This window comes from Desulfobulbus elongatus DSM 2908, assembly GCF_000621145.1.
GTDB classification, from domain to species: domain Bacteria; phylum Desulfobacterota; class Desulfobulbia; order Desulfobulbales; family Desulfobulbaceae; genus Desulfobulbus; species Desulfobulbus elongatus.
In genome coordinates, this window is sequence record NZ_JHZB01000005.1 from 116,273 (window position 1) to 135,772 (window position 19,500).

The window sequence follows — 19,500 nt, forward strand, 5'->3', positions numbered from 1 at the left end:
CCACGAAGCAGGACGGCCTCCACGGTCAACGCAGGAAAACGGAGCGGAAAACCACAGACATGGAGCAGGCTATCGCAGATTGTATCGGGCGGGACCCCGAGCAGCGGGAGTTTCATCAGGTAGTCCGGGAATTTCTTGTCAGCATCCGGCCGGTGCTGGATCGGCATCCGGAATACCGGCGGCTGGCCGTGCTCGAACGGCTGGTCGAGCCGGAGCGGATGATTCTCTTTCGGGTCCCCTGGATGGACGATCAGGGCGGGGTCCACGTCAACCGCGGCTACCGGGTGGAGATGAGTTCCGCCATCGGCCCGTACAAGGGCGGCCTGCGCTTCCACCCGTCGGTCAATCTGTCGATCATCAAATTCCTGGCCTTCGAGCAGGTGTTCAAGAACAGCCTGACCACGCTGCCCCTGGGCGGCGCCAAGGGCGGGGCCGATTTCGATCCCAAGGGACGGTCCGATACCGAGGTGATGCGCTTCTGCCAGGCCTTTATGGCCGAGCTGTTCCGCCATATCGGCGAGGACACCGACGTGCCGGCCGGCGACATCGGCGTCGGTGCGCGCGAGATCGGCTATCTCTTCGGCATGTACAAGAAACTGCAAAATAAATTCACCGGGGTGCTCACCGGCAAGGGGCTGGATTGGGGCGGCAGCCTTATCCGGCCGGAGTCTACGGGCTACGGCATCATCTATTTCGCCGCCGAGATGCTCGGACGCTGTGGGGAAACGGTGGCCGGCAAACGGTGGCTGGTGTCCGGGTCGGGCAATGTGGCCCAGTTCACCGCGGAAAAGATCCTCCATCTGGGCGGCAGGGTGCTGACCATGTCCGACTCGTCCGGCCATATCTACGATGAGGAAGGCATCGATGCGGCCAAGCTGGCCTTTATCAAGGAATTGAAGAATGTTCGCCGCGGCCGCATCCGCGAATACTGCGACCAGTACCCGCAAGCCGTGTATGTGCCGGCCGATCCCGTGCTGGGCTGGAATCCGCTGTGGCACTATCCGGCAGACTGCGCCGTTCCTGCGGCCACCCAGAACGAGATCACCGGCCAGGATGCCCGGCATCTGGTGGCCGGCGGCGTGCGCCTGGTCTGCGAGGGCGCCAACATGCCCTCGACCCCGGAGGCCATCGCCGTCTTCCGGGAACACGCTGTCCTTTTCGGACCGGCCAAAGCGGCCAATGCCGGCGGGGTGGCGGTATCCGGCCTGGAAATGGTCCAGGACTCGATGCGGATGAGCTGGACCCGTGAGGAGGTGGATACCCGCCTGCATGCGATCATCCGCGCCATCCACCGGACCTGTCTCGATGAGGCCGCGGCCTACGGCCGCGAGGGCGATTATGTGGCCGGGGCCAATATCGCCGGTTTTGTCAAGGTGGCCAGCGCCATGCTCGATCAGGGACTGGTGTAGCGGCGGAGGAACGTGTTGTGACCGGAAGGGAAAATGCAGGCGGACGGGGCAGGTCCGGAATGATTGTCGGAGATCTGGAGCGGTTCTTCATCCATGCGGCGGCCGAATGCCCCTACGACATGGCCGCCGACGCCATTTATCATCAGGCCGTTTTCGGCCGGCTTTCCGACGAGGCCATGGGCGATTTCCTGGCCCGCGGTTACCGGCGCAACGGCAACTGCATCTACAACATGCACTGCCGCGACTGCAATCTGTGCGTGCCCATCCGCCTGCGGCCGGAGCGCTTCCGCCCGAATCGCAATCAGCGCCGGGTCTGGAAGAAGAATCAGGACGTGGCCATCGAGATCGCACCCCTTACCATGTCGCGGGAAAACGTGGCCCTCTTGCAGCGCTTCCTCTCCACCCGGTTTTCCGAGGGCCGGAGCAGCGCCGAGAGCTACTATTCCGGATTCTTCATCACCAGCATCGCCCGGTGCTTCGAGATCCGCTACCGGGTCGACAACGAACTTCTGGGCGTGGCCATCGTCGATGCCGCGCCCACGTGGATGAACGCGGTTTATTTCTTCTTCGATCCCGGCCAGGGCTGGCGCAGCCCCGGTACCCTCAACATTCTCACCCTCAATCACATCTGCAAGACGCAGCAGATCGACTTTCTCTATCTCGGCTACTGGATCGACGGCCATGTCGGCATGAGCTACAAGAGTGCCTTCCGGCCGCACGAACTGCTGATCGACGATATCTGGCGGGAACAGAAATAAGCCGGGGAGGCCAGGATGCGTCCTGACCTCCCCGGAACGGACCGCGATGCGGCGCGACGGTGGTTGCGCTGAACCGCCCTAGTTTTTCTCCTTCCAGTCGGGCCGCAGGTGCAGTTCGGTCAACTGCTTGCGCGACACGGAAGAAGGGGCATCGGTGAGCGGACAGGTGGCTTTCTGGGTTTTGGGGAAGGCGATGACGTCGCGGATGGAGGTCGAGCCGGTCAGCAGCATCATCAGGCGGTCGACGCCGAAGGCGATGCCGCCGTGCGGCGGGGCGCCGTGCTCCAGGGCCCGGAGGAGAAAACCGAATTTTTCTTTGGCCTCCTCTTCACCGATGCCCAGGGCCATAAACACGGTCTGCTGCATGGCCGGGCTGTGGATGCGGATCGAGCCGCCGCCGATCTCGTTGCCATTGAGCACCAGATCATAAGCCCGGCTCTTGACCGCGCCGGGGTCGGTGGCCAGCAGGGGCAGGTCGTCCTCGTTGGGTGCGGTGAACGGATGGTGCACGGCGGTGTAGCGTTTTTCCTCCTCGTCGTACTCGAGCAGCGGGAAGTCGGTCACCCAGAGGAAGTTGAACACGCCGTTGTCGACCAGTTCCAGCCGCCGCGCCAGCTCCAGCCGCAGTTCGGAGAGCACCTGATGGACGGTCTTGGCCTTGTCGGCGCCGAAGAGGATGAGGTCGCCGGGCTGGGCATCGAGGGCTCGGCTCATGGCGGCGATCTCGTCTGCGCTGAAGAACTTGGTGATCGGCGACTGCCACTCGTCGTCCTTGATCTTGATCCAGGCCATGCCGCGGGCGCCGAAACGGCCGGCATACTCGGTGAGATCGTCGAGATCCTTGCGCGAGAACTGCCCGCAGCCCTTGGCGTTGATCGCCTTGACCACGCCGCCCTTTTCCACCGCCGCCTGGAAGACCTTGAAGCCGCAGCCCCGGACAATGTCGGTCAGGTCCACCAACTCCAGGCCGAAGCGGGTGTCCGGTCGGTCGGTGCCGAAGCGGCGCATGGCCTCGTCATAGGTCATCCGCGCAAAGGGAGGGCGCAGTTCGACGGAACGGGCGGCGGAGAACAGGTCGCTGATCATCCCCTCGACCAGGGCGATGATGTCGTCCTCGGTGACGAAGCTCAGCTCCATATCGATCTGGGTGAATTCGGGCTGGCGGTCGGCGCGCAGGTCTTCGTCGCGGAAACATCTGACGATCTGATAGTAGCGGTCCATGCCGGCAACCATCAGCAACTGCTTGAACAGCTGCGGCGACTGGGGCAGGGCGTAGAACTTGCCCGCATTGACCCGGCTCGGCACCAGGTAGTCGCGGGCCCCTTCCGGGGTGGAGCGGGTGAGCATCGGTGTCTCGATCTCGAGGAAGTCGTGGCGGTTGAGATAGGATCGCACGGTCTGCATGGCCTGGTGGCGGAGGATGATGTTGCTGGCGATCTCCGGCCGGCGCAGGTCGAGATACCGGTATTGCAACCGCAGGGTGTCGGAGACCTCAATTTCTTCGTCGAGAGGAAAGGGCGGGGTCTCGCTGCTGTTGAGGATGCGGAGTTCGTGGACAAAGACTTCGATCGCCCCGGTGGCCAGCTTGGTGTTTTCCATGGATTCCGGGCGGTTGACCACCTGGCCGCGCACGGCGATCACCCATTCGCTACGCAGTTGATGGGCCTTGGCATGCACCGCCTCGCTGACCTCGGGGTTGAAGACCACCTGGGTCACGCCCCACCGGTCGCGCAGGTCGATGAAGATGACCCCGCCGTGGTCCCGGCGGCGGAGCACCCAGCCCATGAGGGTGGTTTCCCTGTCGATGTCGCCCAGGCCGAGGTCGTTGCAGGTGTGTGTGCGCCGCAGCGCTCCCATTGATTCCATGTTTCGTTCTCCGTATGATAGGCCGGGACCGCTTCGAGGTTGTCCCGGAAGGTAGCTGTTCTAAGGCCGGTTGGCTGCTGTGCCGTGCATCTGCGCTCAGCCAGAGGTTGCGGCCGTCCCCACCAGAGCGAGCAGACGCCGCGCCTGCTCCTCGGGGGAGCCGTTCAGGGTAAAAGTCCGCTGTTCCTGGGTCCGCATGTCACGGAGGATCGCCTCGCCCCGCGCCCATTCGTCCTCGCCGACAATGAGGGTGAAGCGGGCGTTGCTCCGGCCAGCCTGCTTGAGCTGCGCCTTGAGGCTGCGGCCGCTGTAGTCGATGGCCGCCTTGGCGCCCTGCTGCCGCAGGGCATGAACCAACTGGCCGCAAGGGGCGAGAAGGGCGGTGCCGAGGGCGGCCACGAAGAGATCCGTGCTCGGGGCCGCAAGCGAATTGTTGGCTTGCTGCTCCATCAGCAGGACCAGGCGTTCCAGACCCATGGCGAAACCGATGCCGGAGAGCGGCGGACCGCCCAGTTGTTCGATCAGGCCGTCGTAGCGCCCCCCGGCGCCGACGGCTGCCTGCGCGCCGAGATCGGTGGTGAGGAACTCGAAGGTGGTGCGGGTGTAATAGTCGAGGCCGCGGACCATGAACCGGTTGATGCGGAAGGGGATGCGCAGTTCTTCCAGCGCGGTGCGGACTTCGAGGAAATGGCGGTCGCAGTCGGGGCAGAGCGTTTCCAGCAGCGAGGGCGCTTCCTGGACCACGGCGCGGCAGGACGGTTTCTTGCAGTCGAGCACCCGCAGCGGATTGGTGCGGGTGCGGCGCTGGCAATCGTCGCACAAAACCTCGCGCCGCTGTTCGAGGAAGGCGACCAGCCGCTCCTTGAACGGCGGCCGGCAGACCGGGCACCCCAGGGAGTTCAGTTCCAGGCTGACGGTCAGGCCCAGTTCGTCCAGCAGCATCCGGCCCATGGCGATCAGCTCGGCGTCGACCCGGGGCTCGGCCGCGCCGATGATTTCGGCGTCCAGTTGATGAAACTGCCGCAGGCGGCCCTTTTGCGGCCGCTCGTGCCGGAACATCGGGCCGATGGTGTAGAGGCGCTGCACCGGCTGCTGCACATGGAGGCCGTGCTCGATGAAGGCGCGCATGATCGAGGCGGTGGCCTCGGGCCGCATGGTGATGCCCTTGTCGGCAAAGGTATACATTTCCTTTTCCACCACATCGGTGGCCTCGCCGATGGAACGAACGAAAAGTTCGGTCTTTTCCAGGATGGGCATCCGGATCTCCTGGAAACCGAACCGTTCGAAAATATCCCGTGCCCGTTGTTCGATGGACTGCCACCGGCCGACGGCCTCGGGTAGGATGTCTTTGAACCCGTTGATTGCTTGAATTTTCAAGATATACTCCAGAAAAACCGCGTGCGCGGCACCGCGTGCGCTTCACCCGTGGCGCCCGTGCCGGAAAAATTATAAAATCTAATCGAGAAAGGGGTGAAAAGTCAAGCCGATGTGGTCTGGTTGTGGTAGAATGTTTAAGATATGCATATTCTCCGTATCCGACGGCAAACCGGTCTCCATGCTTGACAAATGAGCGTGAGCCCGGCATTCTTTCTGCTTTTGATGCGGACGGCCATCGGGGATACGCAATATTTTCGATTTTTTTTCTGAAAGCAACACACGACCAAGAGGCTTGAATGAAACTGCCAGAACTCAAAATAGGTTCGTTCATCGCAAAAATTCCGATTATCCAGGGGGGGATGTCCATCCGGGTATCGACATCCGCCCTGGCGGTGCCGGTCGCCGAATGCGGCGGTATCGGCACCATCGGCGGTTCCGGCATCCCGGTGCCCGAGCTGCAGGAGGATATCCGCAAGGCCAAGAATGCCACCAAGGGGATCATTGCCGTCAACATCATGTACGCGATGAAGGATTTCTACGATCTGGTGATGGGCTCCATCGAGGCGGGCGCCGACATGATCATCACCGGGGCCGGATTTTCCCGCGACATCTTCAAGATCGGCAAGCGGTTCAACATCCCCATCGTGTCGATCGTGTCGTCGCCCGGTCTGGCCAGTCTGGCGGAAAAGCTGGGCGCGTCGGCGGTGATTGTCGAGGCGACCGAGGCCGGCGGCCATCTCGGCACCGATATTTCATTGCGCGACCTTTTTCCCTCGATCCGCAGGGTCATCTCCAAGATCCCCCTGATCGCCGCCGGCGGCATTACCGACGGCTTCGAGATGGCGGAAATGATGGATAAATACGGTGCCGACGGCGTGCAGGTCGCCTCCCGCTTCGTGCTGAGCAAGGAGTGCTCGGTGTCCGATGCCTTCAAGCAGGCGTTTCTGAAGGCCAAAAAGGAGGATATTGTTCTGGTGTCCTCGCCGGTGGGCATGCCCGGCCGGGCGATCAAGACGCCTTTCGTCGACAAGATGCTGAACAATGAAGACATTGCGGCCAAGAAATGCCTCTTCCAATGCCTGAAGAAATGCAATTACAAATACTGCATCAGCGAACGCCTGATGGCGGCGTTCAGCGGCGATGTCGAAAACGGCCTGGTCTTCTCCGGTGCCAATACCTTCAAGATGAAAGAAATCCTTTCGGTCAGGGAGATTTTCGACAGCTTCGTCAAGGCGGCGGAGTCGGTGTACAAGGAAAAGTGCGCCGCCTACTGAGTGGTGTTTGGCCGGCGTGATCCGTCAAGGTTCCCTTTTTCTCAGCTTGTATGACAGTTGAGTCGCTCGAACAGGCATTCGTTGAGGATGCAAGCGGCGTGGCGCATGCCAGGGTGATTCCCGAGTCGGAGCACCCCATCCGCGAACACCAGCTTGACCGGGAAGCGCTGAAGGTGTTGTACCGCCTTCGCGACGCCGGCTTCAAGGGCTACCTGGTGGGGGGGGGGGTGCGCGATCTCTACCTTGGCCGCACTCCCAAGGATTTTGACATTTCCACCGACGCCCGTCCCGGCCAGTTGCGGCAGATGTTCCGCAACAGCCGCACCATCGGCCGCAGGTTTCGCCTGGTGCAGGTCTTTTTCCGGGGCAACAAGATCATCGAGGTGTCGACCCTCCGGTCGCGCAGCGAGTACGACATCGACGGCGAGGAGCAGGTGCTGCCGTCGAACAACACCTTCGGCACCCTGGAAGAGGATGCCTTCCGCCGTGACCTGACCATCAACTCCCTGTTCTACGAGATCGAACACCACACCATCATCGATTACACCGGCGGCGTGCGCGACCTCGACGAGGGGATCATCCGGGTGGTCGGCGACCCGGACCGGCGGTTCACCAGGGACCCGGTGCGGATGATGCGGGTGGTCCGCCATGCCGCCCGGACGGGATTCGCCATCGAAGAGGCAACCTTTGCCGCCTTGCGGGACCACAAGGACAAATTGGGCCTGTGCCCGCCCTCGCGCATCCGCGACGAAGTGCTGAAGGACCTGCAATCCGGGGCCAGCCGGCCCTGGGCCGAGCTGTGCATGGTCTCTGGCCTGTGGACCACGCTCTTTCCCCTCTATGCGTCCTTGCTCGAAGGGGAGCACGGCGAACGGATCCGCCACGAACTGGTGCGGGTTTTCACCGTGTTGGACCGGCTCCATGCCCGACGCGAAGGGGAGGAGCCGGTCAAGATTCCCGAACACCTGCTCTTTGCCGCGCTGCTGCTGCCCTGGGCCTGCGAGCGGTTCGACCTGCCGGAGACCAATGTGCGCGGGGCGGGCTTTCATCTCTTGTCCCGCGCCATCCGCGAGGAGGTCGACACGGCCTTTGGCGAGCCGTTCAATGTGCAGCGCATGGCCAAGGAATCCCTGACCACCTTGCTGGTCAACCTTCCGACCTTCCACCACGCCCGCAGCCAGGGGAACGATCCCAAATGGCTGAAGAAAAAAAGCTATTACCGGGATTGCTCCCGTTTTTATGATATTTATCTGGAGTCGCAGGGGATCCCTGCCGTGAAAACCGAGCGGTTCGTGGTCGAGCGTACGGAAGAGGTCGAGGTGGTGGCGGCGATGCCGCCGATCACGGAAGGCGGCGGTGGCGGCGCCAGGAGCAAGGGCCGAAGCGGCATGAATCCCGCCTTCAGCAGCATCAAGACCGGGGTCTTCGGCCTGCGTCGTTCCCAGGAGTGACCGGCCGGGAGGAACCCATTGCGATTTCTGCTCTATAATATCCGCTATGCCACGGGGCAGGGCGGCCGTTTCCACTTTCCCTTTCCCTACGCCGGCTACCTGCGGCGTTCCCGCGGAAATTTCGATAAAATCGTCGAATTTGTCGCCGCCGTGCAGCCCGATGTCATGGGGCTGGTCGAGGTCGATGGCGGCTCGTTTCGTACCGACCGGCTGTGCCAGGCGGAGATGATCGCCAGGCAGTTGGGATATTATCATGTTGTCGAGACCAAGTACGGCTCGGGTTCGATGGTGCAGAGATTGCCCCTGCTCAGGGAACAGGGCAATGCCGTGCTCACCCGGATGCCGATTGTCAGTCACCGCTTCCACTATTTCGACGAAGGGGTCAAGCGCCTTGTCATCCAGGTCTGCACCGAACACCTCACCGTTTTCCTCGTCCACCTCTCCCTGACCTACCGCAACCGGCAGTATCAGTTGGAACGGTTGTACAAACTGATCCGCTCGGTCGACCGGCCGATGATTTTGGCCGGCGATTTCAATGTGCTGTGGGGCATGCGGGAGCTGGAGCTGTTTCTCGGCGCCACCGGTCTGGTCAGCGCCAATCCGGAGAAAAAACCCTCCTACCCCAGTCGCGCCCCGAAGCGGGAACTCGATTTCATTCTCCACAGTCCGGAACTCAAGGTGGTTCAGTTCCAGATTCCGCCGGTGACCTATTCCGACCACGCCCCCCTGATCTGCGATTTTGTGTTGTGATCGGAAGCCGGAGGCCCGTTCGGTGAGGTTTTGCCTCAAACGGTGGGCGGCAGGCCGATGAAGGAGCCGTTTCTGCCGGTGACGCCGCCGGTCGCCGTGCGGGCGCGGCGGTAGGAGAAAAACTGCGGATTGCAGCGGGTGCACAGGCCGGCCACGTCGATGTGTTCGGGGAGAACGCCGGCGTCGAGCAGTTGCCTGCGGCTGATGCTCCAGAAGTCGAAGTGGTGCGGCCGGACCTGAAAGGCGTGCATCCAGGCGGGCAGCTCTTTGCGGTAATGGATGAACTCGGCGCAGCAGGGCCCCAGGGATGGGCTGATGGCCGCCCGCAGGCTGGCTGGGGCGATCCCGTACTCGGCGTGCAGGCAGTGGATGGTCTTGCCGATGAGATCGAGCACGCTGCCGCGCCAGCCGCAGTGGATGGCGGCGACGATCCCCGCTGCCGGCGCCGCGAGCAGGACGGCTTGGCAGTCGGCCTGCTGGATCAAGACGCCGGTGTCGGGCAGGGATGTAATCAGGGCGTCGTAGCCTTCAGGTTCCTCCTGGAAATATTTTCGGTCGTCGACCCGGAGGATGCGGTCGCCATGGACCTGGCGGACCGAGACCAGATGGCGCAGGCCCAGAGCCGCCAGAGCGCGTGCCCGGTTGGCGTGCACCCGTTCGGCCTGGTCGCCGACGGAATGGCTGAGGTTGAGGGAGGCGAACGGCGGCTCGCTCGTGCCGCCGGCGCAGGTGAACATGCCGTGGGGCACGGGCAGCAGGAGGCTGGTGTAATGGGGAAGCGGCGATTGGTGCAGGCGCATGGGGCCTCATCGATACAAAAGGAAGGCTTTTCAGCCTTCCTTTTGTATTCGGGAACAGGATCGCCCGTACATCAGAAATAGGCCTCGAAGGTCAGGTAGACCTGATTGGCGCTTTCAACCGGGTTCTGTCCCAGCATCTGGAGTTGGGCTTGCTCGCTACCCAGGTCGTAGGGCTTCATGTTCCAGTCGAAATAACCGGAATAATCGTAGTCGTAATACTGCCAGCCCAGCCGGATGAAGGTCTTGGCGAATTTCGAGATCGCCTCGCCGGTGGGGAGATCGTAGATCAGGTAGAGTTCGTAGGCACTACCCCGGGTCGCCAGTTTCGACATGTAGATATCGTCGTGGCCGGGCGAAAAGGAAACCCAGTATTGCGAACCATAGTTGTATTCCGCGCCGATCCTGAGGCCGATATTGTCCATGTCGTAGCGGATGCCGGTGTAAAACGAATACCCGTTTTCAGAGCCGGTGTTGTTCGTCCCGCTGAAAGGATCGTTGAACATGCCGTTGTCGTTGGGATCCGTCCGGCTCCAGCCCCCGGCGACGAAGTAGTTGAGGTCTTTGTGTTTATCCATGTAGACGGCGCTGGTGTGGTAAATATTGCCGACGTTTTTCCTCACGCCATAGCCGCCTTCATCCGGAGGAAAGGCGGCGCCGTAATTGACGAAATCGCTGCTGAAGGCGGGATAGTTGAACAGATTGAAGGCGCCGAAAACCTGGACATTGAGAAAACGCGGGCCCTGCTTGAACACATCCCAACTGAATCCGGCAAAATCCGTGTCGTTGTTCCAGAGGGGATCGGTGTCGGACTGGAGGCCGCTCTCGAAGCCGCGACCATAGCAGAAGCGAATCCGGCCTTCGCCCAGGGCGTCGTTGTCCCAATCATAGCCGTATCCCAGAGAAAGGCCATCAAAAGGATAGTCCATGTAGGCCACCGGGGTCGCCATCCGCTCCTCGTAATTCATGCGGAGCTGGGCGGGCGGACCGTCAGAGGTGGGCCGCCGGCCGATGGAGAACCAGACCGGCGCGCCGCCGATATTGTTCCAGTTGATAAAGGCACGGTCGACGTACAGCGCGCTGTCGTCGGGGGTGCGGGTGGTGTTGCCGTCAAAAATGGGGAACCCTCCGCCCAGGCCGTCCGGGGTGGATTCCATGCCCCAGGCCTTGTACATGGCAAGGCGGCCCTTGAATTCGACATCCTCGGTCGCCTTGACCCGCATGTTGAGCCTGAGCCGGTTGGTGAGAATGGTGTCGTTTTCCTGGTCGCCTCCCGCGGCAAAGAGATTGTCCGCCTTGTAATAATCTCCCCTGGCCCTGAAATCGCCGTCAAACTGGAAACGGGAAGCGAGATCCCATTTTTCCGATTTTTCTTCGAGCATGGTATCCATGCTGTCGACCTTGTCACCGTATTGGGTGATGGTTTCGTTCTGCCTGCCCACCTGGGCTTTCAGCTCTTCCAGTTGCCGCTCCAGTGCCTCGATCTTGCGTTCCAGGTCTGCCTGGCTCCGGCCATCGGCGGCAACGGCAAAGGCCGGTAAGGCAACAAGTCCGACAGCGGCCAGTGAGGCAATTTTTTTCACCATGTTCCCTCCCTTTCATGCGCGTCCCGCGTCCGGGCCCGCCAATGCGTTCGCGCTGACAGCCCGCGTCACGAGATCCTTGGCAATGAAAATAGGTAAGATTCCTGAATTCACGCCAACAGTATCTATCGTGCTTGACGGGGAATGTCAATTGCACAGCAACGGAGAGAAAAAATGAAACCGGACGATGCGGCAAAAAAAGCCGGACGGCAGTGCCGCCCGGCTTGGAGGAGGGGAATTTACAGGTAGGAGAAAGTGGTTTTGTCTTTTTTCCGGTCGATGTGCACCTTGCCGCCCTTGGTGAGGTTGCCGAACAGAATTTCCTCGGTGAGGACGTCGCCGATCTCCTTCATGATCAGCCGGCGGAGCGGCCGCGCCCCGAAGGCGGGTTCGTAGCCTTCCTTGGCCAGCCAGGTGCGGGCCGAGGAGCTCAGGGTGATCGTCACTTTCTTGCCGGCCAGCTGCTGCTGCAGTTCCAGCACCATCTTGTCGACCACCTTTTCCACGGTGGCGGGTTCCAGGGCCGAGAAGGTGATGGTGGCGTCCAGCCGGTTGCGGAACTCGGGCGAGAAGAGATCCTTGAGCACCTTCTGCTCCCTGCCCTTGGCATCCCCCAGAAAGCCGATGGCCCTCTCGCTCATTTCGCGGGCGCCGGCATTGGTGGTCATGATCAGGATGACGTTGCGGAAATCGGCACGGCGGCCGGCATTGTCGGTGAGGGTGGAATGGTCCATCACCTGGAGGAGAATGGAGAAGACATCCGGATGGGCCTTTTCGATCTCGTCGAGCAGCAGCACCGTGTAGGGATGCTTGCGGATGGCGTCGGTCAGCAGGCCGCCCTGGTCGAAGCCGATGTAGCCGGGAGGCGCGCCGATCAACCGGGCCACCGCGTGCTTCTCCATGTATTCGCTCATGTCGAAACGCTCGAAATGGACGGCGAGGGAGGCCGCCAGCTGCCGGGCCACCTCGGTCTTGCCGACACCGGTGGGGCCGGCGAACAGGAAGGAGCCGGTCGGTGCCTGCGGGTTGCCCAGACCGGCCCGTGACCGCTTGACCGCCTTCACCAGGGCCTCGATCGCCTCATCCTGGCCAAAGATGACCGATTTTAGCTTGTCTTCCAGGTGGAGGAGTTCGCTGGTGTCGCTGCCGACCTTGCTGGTGACCGGCACCCGGGCGATCTTGGAGACGATCTGTTCGACGTCGCGGACCCCGACCGTGCGGCCGGTCCTGCCGTTCAGGCGGAAAAAGGCACCGACCTCGTCGAGCACGTCGATGGCCTTGTCCGGCAGGTAGCGGTCGTTGATGTACCGGTGCGCCAGCTCGGCCGTGGCCTCGACGGCGGCCCGGCTGTAGCGGATCTGGTGGTGCTCCTCGTAACGGGACTGGAGGCCGCGCAGAATCTTGGTGGTATCGTCCACCGAGGGTTCGTCGATGTCGATCTTCTGGAAACGGCGCGACAAGGCCCGATCCTTTTCGATGTGGTTCTTGTATTCCTCGTAGGTGGTGGAGCCGATACAGCGGATGGTGCCGGCCTGGAGGGCGGGCTTGAGCAGGTTGGAGGCGTCCATCGAGCCGCCGCTGGTGGCGCCGGCGCCGATGATGGTGTGCATCTCGTCGATGAAGAGAACGGCTTTCTCCTTCTTTTCGATGGCGGCCACCACCTCCTTCAGCCGTTTCTCGAAATCGCCGCGGTACTTGGTGCCGGCCACCAGGGTACCCAAGTCAAGCATGTAGATCTCCGCATCCTGGAGCAGGTCGGGCACCAGCTTTTTCGGGTCCGGGTGCAGTTCGCGCCGGGCGACGCCGTCCTCGTGGATGCGAAGCGCCAGTCCCTCGGCCATGGCCGTCTTGCCGACCCCCGGTTCACCCACCAGCAGGGGATTGTTTTTCTTTCGCCGGCAGAGAACCTGCATCATCCGGTGCAGCTCCCGATCCCGGCCGATGAGGGGGTCGATGGCGCCCTCGGCGGCCTTTTTGGCGAAATTGACGGTGAATTCGTCCAGGGCATCGGCCGGCTTGGTGTCCTGCTTCTTCCTGGATGGCTGCGGCTGGCCGGGAGGCGGCTGCCGCAGCGGTTCGTTCTGCAGATATTCCGGCAGGCTGTGGGAAATGTATTCCACCACCTCCATGCGGCCGACCCCTTCGCTGCCGAGAAAATAGACCGCGTGCGAATCGGGCTCGGTGAAGATGGAGACCAGGACGTCGCCGGTGTCGACCTGCTTCTTGCCGCAGCTCTGGACATGGCTGACCGCCCGTTGCAGCACCCGGTTGAAGGCCACCGTCTGGGCCGGTTCGCTGTCGGCGCTCTTCATCACCGGCATGCTGGTTTCAAAAAAGCGCTCGAGCCGTTCCTTGAGGGTGTTGTTGTTGCCGCCGCACTTGTCGATGATGTGGCGGGCAAGGTCGTCGTGGAGCAGCCCGTAGAGCATGTGTTCGACGGTGACATACTCGTGGCGGTGATTTTTCGCTTCCTTGATCGCTTTGATCAGGGCAAGTTCCAACTCTTTACTCAACATATGCTGTGTCCTCGATCAAAAGACATCTCCCGCCGATGCCACGGAGGAAACGATGTCTGGCCATGCGTGTTCAACTGTCCTTTTCCAGCGAGCAGCGGAGCGGAAATTGATTCCGTTTCGCCATCCGGTGGACGATCGCCACCTTGGTTTCCCCGATTTCGCGTGTATAAATCCCTGCGATTCCTACCCCTTGATGATGAACGTTCAGCATGATCCGGGTGGCCTCGTCGGTATCCTTGTGAAAGACCGTCTGCAGGACCATGACCACGAAATCCATGGTGGTGTAGTCGTCATTGTGCAACAGCACCTTGTAGAGAGGCGGTTCCTGCAGGGACTCCTGGTCAATGGTTTCGACTTTATCCTGGATGAACGAATCGTGTTTCGCCATGCTCACTGCATCATTGCAAACGGGGAAAGAATTCGGGCCGCTCCCCGGTGTCTGCCGTATTCCCGGATAGTGCGGAGAGGGCGGGTGAACGAATCCGCGATGACCATCGCCACTGCCCGCCGGGCAACGATAATCTTTTTTCGTATTGTAATGCCCGCTTTAGTTTTTGCAAGATCAGCCGGCGGGCTCGCCTCTCTTTTGCGGCTAATGAGAAAGGAACGATACCACCAAGTGTTGGAGGATGGTGGCCGGGGCGACAGGCGAGCCCTTGAGGCGCAATTCGGCCCGGAGCAGGAGATGCAGCCAGGTGGCGAGCGTGGGCAGGGAAAAACCGGCGGCGGTCTTGCACTGCATGTAGAGGGCAAAGGGATGGCCGCCGAGTTCCTTTTTCCACCGGTCCCGTTCCTTGAGGCGGGGCAGGCAGGTCTGCTGAAAGGCTGCGGCGGTCATGGTCGGCTGAAACCCTGTGTCCGGCTGCTCGATCAGCGCCCGGCAGAGCAGCAGGCCGCGGACAAAGTTACGCAGGGTGGCCACCACCGCCAGGGGATGGATGCCGTTGTCCTGGAGCCGGTCGGCAATGACCAGGGAGTGCTCCAGATCTCGGCGGGCAAGGGCGGATGTCAGTTCGAACAGGGCCTCCTGGCGGGTCCGGCCGACAAGGAGATCGAGATCCTCGCGGGTGATCTGGCCGCGGTCGCCGAGGTAGGTCGTCACCTTGCGCAGTTCCATGATCACCGCCACCGGATGGAAGCCGACCCGGTCAATGAGGAGATCGAGCAAGGCCGGGGCCATGGTCTTGCCCTCTTCCACCAGGGTCTGCCGGATCAGATCCTGGAGCACGGCCCGCTGCTCCTTCTGGGCCTTGGCGCCGGAACCGGACTCCACGCTGAGATCGACCACCGTCTCCTCGTCCCTGAGCAACTTGAACAGTTTCTTCCGCTTGTCGACCTCTTCGGCCAGAAGGAGGAGCACATTGCCCGCCGGAATGCCGGTGGCCAGCACAGCGGCCAGCAGATCGCCGGGATCCGATCCCGACGAGACTGCCGAGCCGGTTGCCCCGCCGGCGGCGAGACAGGTGCGGGTCCAGTTCAGGTCGCCGTCGGGCCGGGCGAAGCCGAAACACTGCTGCCACTCGGCGGCCGGGAGGGTCGCCAACTCGTTGTCAGGCGACTGGGGATCGAGCCCGCCGCTGGCCAAGAGGGCGCGGAGGGCGCGTCCCGCCTGTTCCGGCTTGGCCTCGGCATGGGCCTTGACCGCCCGGTCCCAGATGGATTTGGCGACCTGGCGGGAATGGAACAGCCGGGTATCGGTCACCCGGTAGAGCTGGCGTCCCGGCAGCAGCGTGAAGCTCCGCAATTTGGCCAGGGTGGCGCTGATCTCCTCCTGGTCGCCGTCGATGGGGTGGACGGTGCCGCCGCATTCCCGCAGCAGTGCCTGCTCCAACTGGTCCGCCGCTGTCCGGCAGAGGTAGCGCTCGCCGAACAGCAGGAACACCCGCGAAGGGCGGTCGGCTGCCCGAATCAGGAGTTCGGGCAATTGTTCGCGGGTGTAGAGCGCCATGTCCCGCCTCAGCTCCGGGGGCGTTCGAAACGGTTACGGCTCATGGTGCCCGAAGCCTGCTGGGTTTCGTCCAGGATCTTGTGCAGAATGGCGGTCAGGGAGCCGGGCATCAGATAATCCTGCCCCCGGTCGCCCTGGAAGATCGAGGACGATTGCTGGGCCACGCCCTTCCAGGTGATGGTGGACGGATTGGCGGCGATGATCTCGAAGAACATTTTGTTGTACGGATCGTTGATCAGCGCCAGGCCGGTGCCGATGGTGGCCAGGATATCCACCGAGCTGGCAAACAGCCGGGTCAGGCTGGTGTAGACCTTGACGCCGCCGCAGGACCCGAGGCTGAGGAAGCGCTGCTTGCCGCGCAGGTCGGCCTCGGTCACCTGCCCTCCCTCGATCAGCTTGGTCAGCGGTTCGATGATCTGCTCCGAGCGCCAGTAGCTGTGGCCGCGCTGGGCCAGCATCTCGTCCCCGGATTGTATGAAGCGCCGGAGCATCTCCATCTGGTTTTCCATGTCGGAATAGACGAACTGGGTGTGCACGATGGTGACGTTGCCGACCTGCTTGACAAAGGCCACGGCAAAATGGCGCTCGCGCATGGCCTGGAACAGCCTGGTCAGGCCGGCGCCGGTCATCTGCTGAATCTCCTGCTGGAAAGCGGGCGTCAGCGAAGCCACGGTATACTGCTGGGAGGGTACCAGTCTGTAGCCGCTGTTGAGCAGCAGGTTGGCGTTGGAAATGAAGGATTGCCGCCCGTCGTCGTCGGGATGGAACATGGAGACCGAGCCAAGGCGGCCGTCCTGTTTCCATTCGGCAAACGGGGTCAACTGGTAGCGCTCGAGATTGACCGCGCCGTGGCGGACGATCAACCGGCTGATGAGGGTGCGGTCCGAGGGGCCGAGCAGTTCCGGATAGGTTTGCAGGTAATACTGCAGGATGACGGTCACCAGCTTGGAGAAGGCGGCGTTTTCAGCCTCGCTGTTCTGGGCCATCAGGCCGATCAGGTGCGACCGGGCCTCGGGGGTGAGCACCTTGAGGAGATGGCTCAGGGTCGCCGAGAAGAGCAGAATCGAATCCTCGTTCCGGAAGGCCGAGGCGGCGACCAGGCTGAGGATTTCCTTTTGCTTGTCGGAATCGGCGGGGAAGAAGGCGGTCAGTTTGCCCTTCTGGGCGCAACTGGAGATGAAATCCGAGATCAGGCGGTTGCCCGGATCGATCGACTTGAGGAAACCGAGCAGATCTCCCTGGTTTCTGCCGGCGATGCGTTCCTGAAGCACCGGCACCAGAATATCGCGGAAGGAGGAGTCGTACAGTTCGCTGCCCTGGGCCATGACGGCATAGGCGTTGGCTACGGTCAGATCGCGGGCGGTCTGCACGCGGGCGGCCGAGGTGGCCTGTTTGAGCATGGCGACGGCCTGCCCCTTGCCTGCGCCGGCAAAGCCGCTGTAACGGGCCCGGACCGACGGTACCAGCTCGTTGAACTTGGCCTGGAGTTGCTGCATCGAATAGCTGCTCAGCGTGGCATCGGAGATCTCGTAGCCGTTGGCGTCGGTCACGGCGTGGAGGTTGTTGATCTTCCAGATGATTTCCTCGCCGCCCTTGTACAGTCCCTGGAGCAGCACGGTTTTCTGGCGGCTGTCGAGCTTGTCGTACTGGGCTTCCTGGATGTTGGTGGGCAGGGCGAAGTAGCCGACCAGCCAGTTCCAGGCGTCCCGGGGCGAGAGCGAGGTGTCGGTGAACAGGCAGCGGGCGTTCCAGGCATCGTTCTGATACAGCTTCTGGAGCAGTTCCAGGCCGTCGAGCATGGTTTCGTGGTCCATGCCCGGCACCCTGGCATAGGTCTCCGCTGCCTTGGCCTGATTGTTCCTGAGCCGCATCAGGACGGGCAGGCCCTTCTGCGCTAGGTCCGCCCGCATGCCCTTGATGGAGAAATAGGCTTGGGCCGCCCGGTTGTTGTCGTCATTCATGTTGTTGAACAGGGAGATCATGGGCATGGCCAGGGCGGCGGTCACGCCCGGCATGCTGACGTAGCTGCGGAAGGACCGGCCCGCCTCGAAACCCAGATTTTTGACCGTGGCGAGACTGGACATGCCCAGGTTGATATCGACCGAGTCCAGACCGGCGAAGGCCTCGTAGGTCTGCACCTGCTCGTAGGTGAATCGTTCGCGGTTGAGGAGATCGATCGCTGCCTTGGCGTGTTCGAAGGTGGCGCCGGGCAGGCCGCAGATCTTGCGGAAGATGCGCTGGGCGTTATAGTTCATCCTCGGGATGGCGGCCCGGCCGTATTCGACCTGTTGGCTGGTCAATCCGGGAATATTCTGGTAGATCTCCATGGTTTGACTGGCGCTGGTCAGGTTGAGCTGGGCGCTGGCCTGACTGGGCGCCGGGCCGGCTCCGCGAACGGGGGCGGCCGGGCAGGCGGCCAGGAGGGCAAGGGTGACCAGCAACGGCAGGATGCGGGGAGTGCGCCGGTTCTTCCGGCAAAAGAGCGTGTGAGCGTGCATGATGTGGACTGTGGGTTGATGGAATCTGTCGGGTTGCAACGAATGGTGCCCTTTCTGGCGCTGGTGCTGGCGATGGCCCTGTGGGGCAGTTCGTTTGTGGCGTTGAAGTACAGTTTTCAGGAGATGCATCCCCTGATGGTCATTTTCGGACGGATGGCGATCGCTTCGCTCTGTTTCCTTCCCTTTGCGCGCTCGTTCACCCGCATGGGGCTGCGTCGGCGGCATGTCCTGCCGATTCTGGCGATGTGCACGCTTGAGCCCTGCCTCTACTTTTCGTTCGAATCGGCGGCGTTGATCCATACGACCGCTTCCCAGGCCGCGATGATCACGGCCATGCTGCCGCTGCTCGTGGCCCTGAACGCCGGTCTTTTTCTGGGCGAACGGCTCACCAGCCGGACCGTCGTCGGTTTCGCCGCAGCGGCGGGCGGAGCGGTCTGGCTCGGCCTGGGCGGCCGGGACACCGCGCAGGCGCCGCACCCCCTGCTGGGCAACTTCCTCGAATTCATGGCCATGGTCTGTGCAGCGGGCTATAGTATTCTAATGAAACAGCTAAGTAAAGAACTCCATCCTTTTTTTCTCACCGGATTGCAGGCCCTTGCCGGTGCCCTGTTTTTCGCCCCGGTCCTGTTGCTGCCCTCGGTGCGGGCCACTTCCCTGTCGGCGAACGGCTGGCTGGTGGTGTTCTATCTCGGGACCGTGGTCAGCGTCGGGGCCTATGGGCTGTATAATTACGGCATCAGCCGCATCCCGGTGAGTCAGGCATCGGCCTTCGTCAACCTGATCCCCGTGTTTTCCATCGTCCTCGGCTTTTTCCTTCTCGACGAGCGGCTGACCTTGTGGCAGTGGCTGGCCTGCGGCCTGGTGTTTGCCGGGGTCCTGCTCAGCCAGGAGATCGGGAAAATGAAGTGCAGAAAGGGAGAAGCGGCATGAACAGAACCCTGATCTTTCTCGGCATCGGCTGCATCGTGGCCGGTCTGCTCTGGCCGTGGCTGCGCACCCTGCCGCTTGGCCGGCTGCCCGGCGATATCTTTATTGTCCGCGACAACGTCCGCTTCTTTTTCCCGATCACCAGTTGCATCGTGGTCAGCATCGTGCTCACCATTTTGTTCTGGCTCTTCCGGAAGTAGTCGTGTTCCGGCGGGCTGCATTGTCCTCCTCCGTCGATTCGCCCCCGGAGGAGTTCCATGAACATGGGGCGCCGGTCAGCGGCGGCTGGTGCCGGCGCTGCCGTACCGTCCATTTTTTGCCCTCGGCGCCGGCCCGGCAGGAGTGC

General features: G+C 62.2%; 15 protein-coding genes. 7 read left to right on the forward strand and 8 right to left on the reverse strand.

Annotated features, from left to right (window positions below):
• Window positions 1-59 precede the first annotated feature (59 nt).
• The gene (gene gdhA / locus Q362_RS0104370) at window positions 60-1,409 is read left to right on the forward strand and encodes an NADP-specific glutamate dehydrogenase (protein ID WP_028317693.1); all 1,350 of its coding nucleotides are present in this window, start codon (window positions 60-62) and stop codon (window positions 1,407-1,409) included.
• Window positions 1,410-1,468: 59 nt separating this feature from the next.
• Window positions 1,469-2,167: an arginyltransferase gene (locus tag Q362_RS0104375; RefSeq protein WP_051553642.1), complete on the forward strand. Its 699-nt coding sequence runs from the start codon at window positions 1,469-1,471 to the stop codon at window positions 2,165-2,167.
• Between the two features lie 78 nt (window positions 2,168-2,245).
• Here the strand turns inward: Q362_RS0104375 and aspS are convergent, their stop codons facing one another.
• A complete protein-coding gene (aspS, locus tag Q362_RS0104380) occupies window positions 2,246-4,033 on the reverse strand; it encodes an aspartate--tRNA ligase (RefSeq protein WP_028317695.1) in 1,788 nt (595 codons plus the stop codon).
• Window positions 4,034-4,129: 96 nt separating this feature from the next.
• On the reverse strand, window positions 4,130-5,410 hold the full coding sequence (gene hisS, locus Q362_RS0104385) for a histidine--tRNA ligase (protein ID WP_035215533.1): 1,281 nt from the start codon (window positions 5,408-5,410) through the stop codon (window positions 4,130-4,132).
• Between the two features lie 296 nt (window positions 5,411-5,706).
• On the opposite strand from hisS, the gene Q362_RS0104390 reads away from it, so the two are divergent.
• The 3 genes from Q362_RS0104390 to Q362_RS0104400 are packed head-to-tail and all read left to right on the forward strand — an operon-like array spanning window position 5,707 to window position 8,885.
• Window positions 5,707-6,684, forward strand: coding sequence for an NAD(P)H-dependent flavin oxidoreductase (locus Q362_RS0104390; protein ID WP_028317697.1), 978 nt, complete (start codon window positions 5,707-5,709; stop codon window positions 6,682-6,684).
• Between the two features lie 50 nt (window positions 6,685-6,734).
• A complete protein-coding gene (locus Q362_RS0104395; protein WP_035215535.1) occupies window positions 6,735-8,135 on the forward strand; it encodes a tRNA nucleotidyltransferase/poly(A) polymerase-related protein in 1,401 nt (466 codons plus the stop codon).
• Window positions 8,136-8,153: 18 nt separating this feature from the next.
• Complete coding sequence (locus Q362_RS0104400) at window positions 8,154-8,885, forward strand: endonuclease/exonuclease/phosphatase family protein (RefSeq protein WP_028317699.1); 732 nt, start codon at window positions 8,154-8,156, stop codon at window positions 8,883-8,885.
• 35 nt (window positions 8,886-8,920) lie between these two features.
• Here the strand turns inward: Q362_RS0104400 and pgeF are convergent, their stop codons facing one another.
• The 6 genes from pgeF to Q362_RS0104430 all read right to left on the reverse strand — a co-directional run bounded on the left by pgeF (window position 8,921) and on the right by Q362_RS0104430 (window position 18,227).
• Window positions 8,921-9,685, reverse strand: coding sequence for a peptidoglycan editing factor PgeF (pgeF, locus tag Q362_RS0104405; protein WP_028317700.1), 765 nt, complete (start codon window positions 9,683-9,685; stop codon window positions 8,921-8,923).
• A 71-nt stretch (window positions 9,686-9,756) separates the two neighbouring features.
• Window positions 9,757-11,268: a DUF3373 family protein gene (locus Q362_RS0104410; protein WP_028317701.1), complete on the reverse strand. Its 1,512-nt coding sequence runs from the start codon at window positions 11,266-11,268 to the stop codon at window positions 9,757-9,759.
• Window positions 11,269-11,504: 236 nt separating this feature from the next.
• Entirely contained in the window at window positions 11,505-13,781 is a 2,277-nt protein-coding gene (clpA, locus tag Q362_RS0104415) for an ATP-dependent Clp protease ATP-binding subunit ClpA (protein ID WP_028317702.1), read from the reverse strand.
• Window positions 13,782-13,851: 70 nt separating this feature from the next.
• The gene (gene clpS / locus Q362_RS0104420; RefSeq protein WP_084312274.1) at window positions 13,852-14,169 is read right to left on the reverse strand and encodes an ATP-dependent Clp protease adapter ClpS; all 318 of its coding nucleotides are present in this window, start codon (window positions 14,167-14,169) and stop codon (window positions 13,852-13,854) included.
• A 204-nt stretch (window positions 14,170-14,373) separates the two neighbouring features.
• Window positions 14,374-15,729: a DNA polymerase III subunit delta gene (gene holA, locus Q362_RS0104425; RefSeq protein ID WP_028317704.1), complete on the reverse strand. Its 1,356-nt coding sequence runs from the start codon at window positions 15,727-15,729 to the stop codon at window positions 14,374-14,376.
• Window positions 15,730-15,737: 8 nt separating this feature from the next.
• Window positions 15,738-18,227: a hypothetical protein gene (locus tag Q362_RS0104430; protein ID WP_028317705.1), complete on the reverse strand. Its 2,490-nt coding sequence runs from the start codon at window positions 18,225-18,227 to the stop codon at window positions 15,738-15,740.
• A gap of 18 nt (window positions 18,228-18,245) precedes the next feature.
• Between Q362_RS0104430 and Q362_RS19080 the strand changes: the two genes are divergently transcribed.
• A complete protein-coding gene (locus tag Q362_RS19080) occupies window positions 18,246-19,157 on the forward strand; it encodes a DMT family transporter (RefSeq protein WP_211248442.1) in 912 nt (303 codons plus the stop codon).
• Window positions 19,154-19,354, forward strand: coding sequence for a DUF2905 domain-containing protein (locus Q362_RS0104440; RefSeq protein ID WP_028317706.1), 201 nt, complete (start codon window positions 19,154-19,156; stop codon window positions 19,352-19,354). The genes Q362_RS19080 and Q362_RS0104440 overlap by 4 nt, the downstream gene beginning before the upstream one ends.
• Window positions 19,355-19,500: the final 146 nt, after the last annotated feature.

Excerpts from the sequence above, each read along its gene's own strand:
- gdhA (WP_028317693.1), top strand. The coding sequence starts at position 60 with ATGGAGCAGGCTATCGCAGATTGTATCGGGCGGGACCCCGAGCAGCGG.
- Q362_RS0104375 (WP_051553642.1), top strand. The coding sequence starts at position 1,469 with ATGATTGTCGGAGATCTGGAGCGGTTCTTCATCCATGCGGCGGCCGAA.
- aspS (WP_028317695.1), bottom strand. The coding sequence starts at position 4,033 with ATGGAATCAATGGGAGCGCTGCGGCGCACACACACCTGCAACGACCTC.
- Q362_RS0104390 (WP_028317697.1), top strand. The coding sequence starts at position 5,707 with ATGAAACTGCCAGAACTCAAAATAGGTTCGTTCATCGCAAAAATTCCG.
- Q362_RS0104395 (WP_035215535.1), top strand. The coding sequence starts at position 6,735 with ATGACAGTTGAGTCGCTCGAACAGGCATTCGTTGAGGATGCAAGCGGC.
- pgeF (WP_028317700.1), bottom strand. The coding sequence starts at position 9,685 with ATGCGCCTGCACCAATCGCCGCTTCCCCATTACACCAGCCTCCTGCTG.
- Q362_RS0104410 (WP_028317701.1), bottom strand. The coding sequence starts at position 11,268 with ATGGTGAAAAAAATTGCCTCACTGGCCGCTGTCGGACTTGTTGCCTTA.
- clpA (WP_028317702.1), bottom strand. The coding sequence starts at position 13,781 with ATGTTGAGTAAAGAGTTGGAACTTGCCCTGATCAAAGCGATCAAGGAA.
- clpS (WP_084312274.1), bottom strand. The coding sequence starts at position 14,169 with ATGGCGAAACACGATTCGTTCATCCAGGATAAAGTCGAAACCATTGAC.
- holA (WP_028317704.1), bottom strand. The coding sequence starts at position 15,729 with ATGGCGCTCTACACCCGCGAACAATTGCCCGAACTCCTGATTCGGGCA.
- Q362_RS0104430 (WP_028317705.1), bottom strand. The coding sequence starts at position 18,227 with ATGCACGCTCACACGCTCTTTTGCCGGAAGAACCGGCGCACTCCCCGC.
- Q362_RS19080 (WP_211248442.1), top strand. The coding sequence starts at position 18,246 with ATGGAATCTGTCGGGTTGCAACGAATGGTGCCCTTTCTGGCGCTGGTG.
- Q362_RS0104440 (WP_028317706.1), top strand. The coding sequence starts at position 19,154 with ATGAACAGAACCCTGATCTTTCTCGGCATCGGCTGCATCGTGGCCGGT.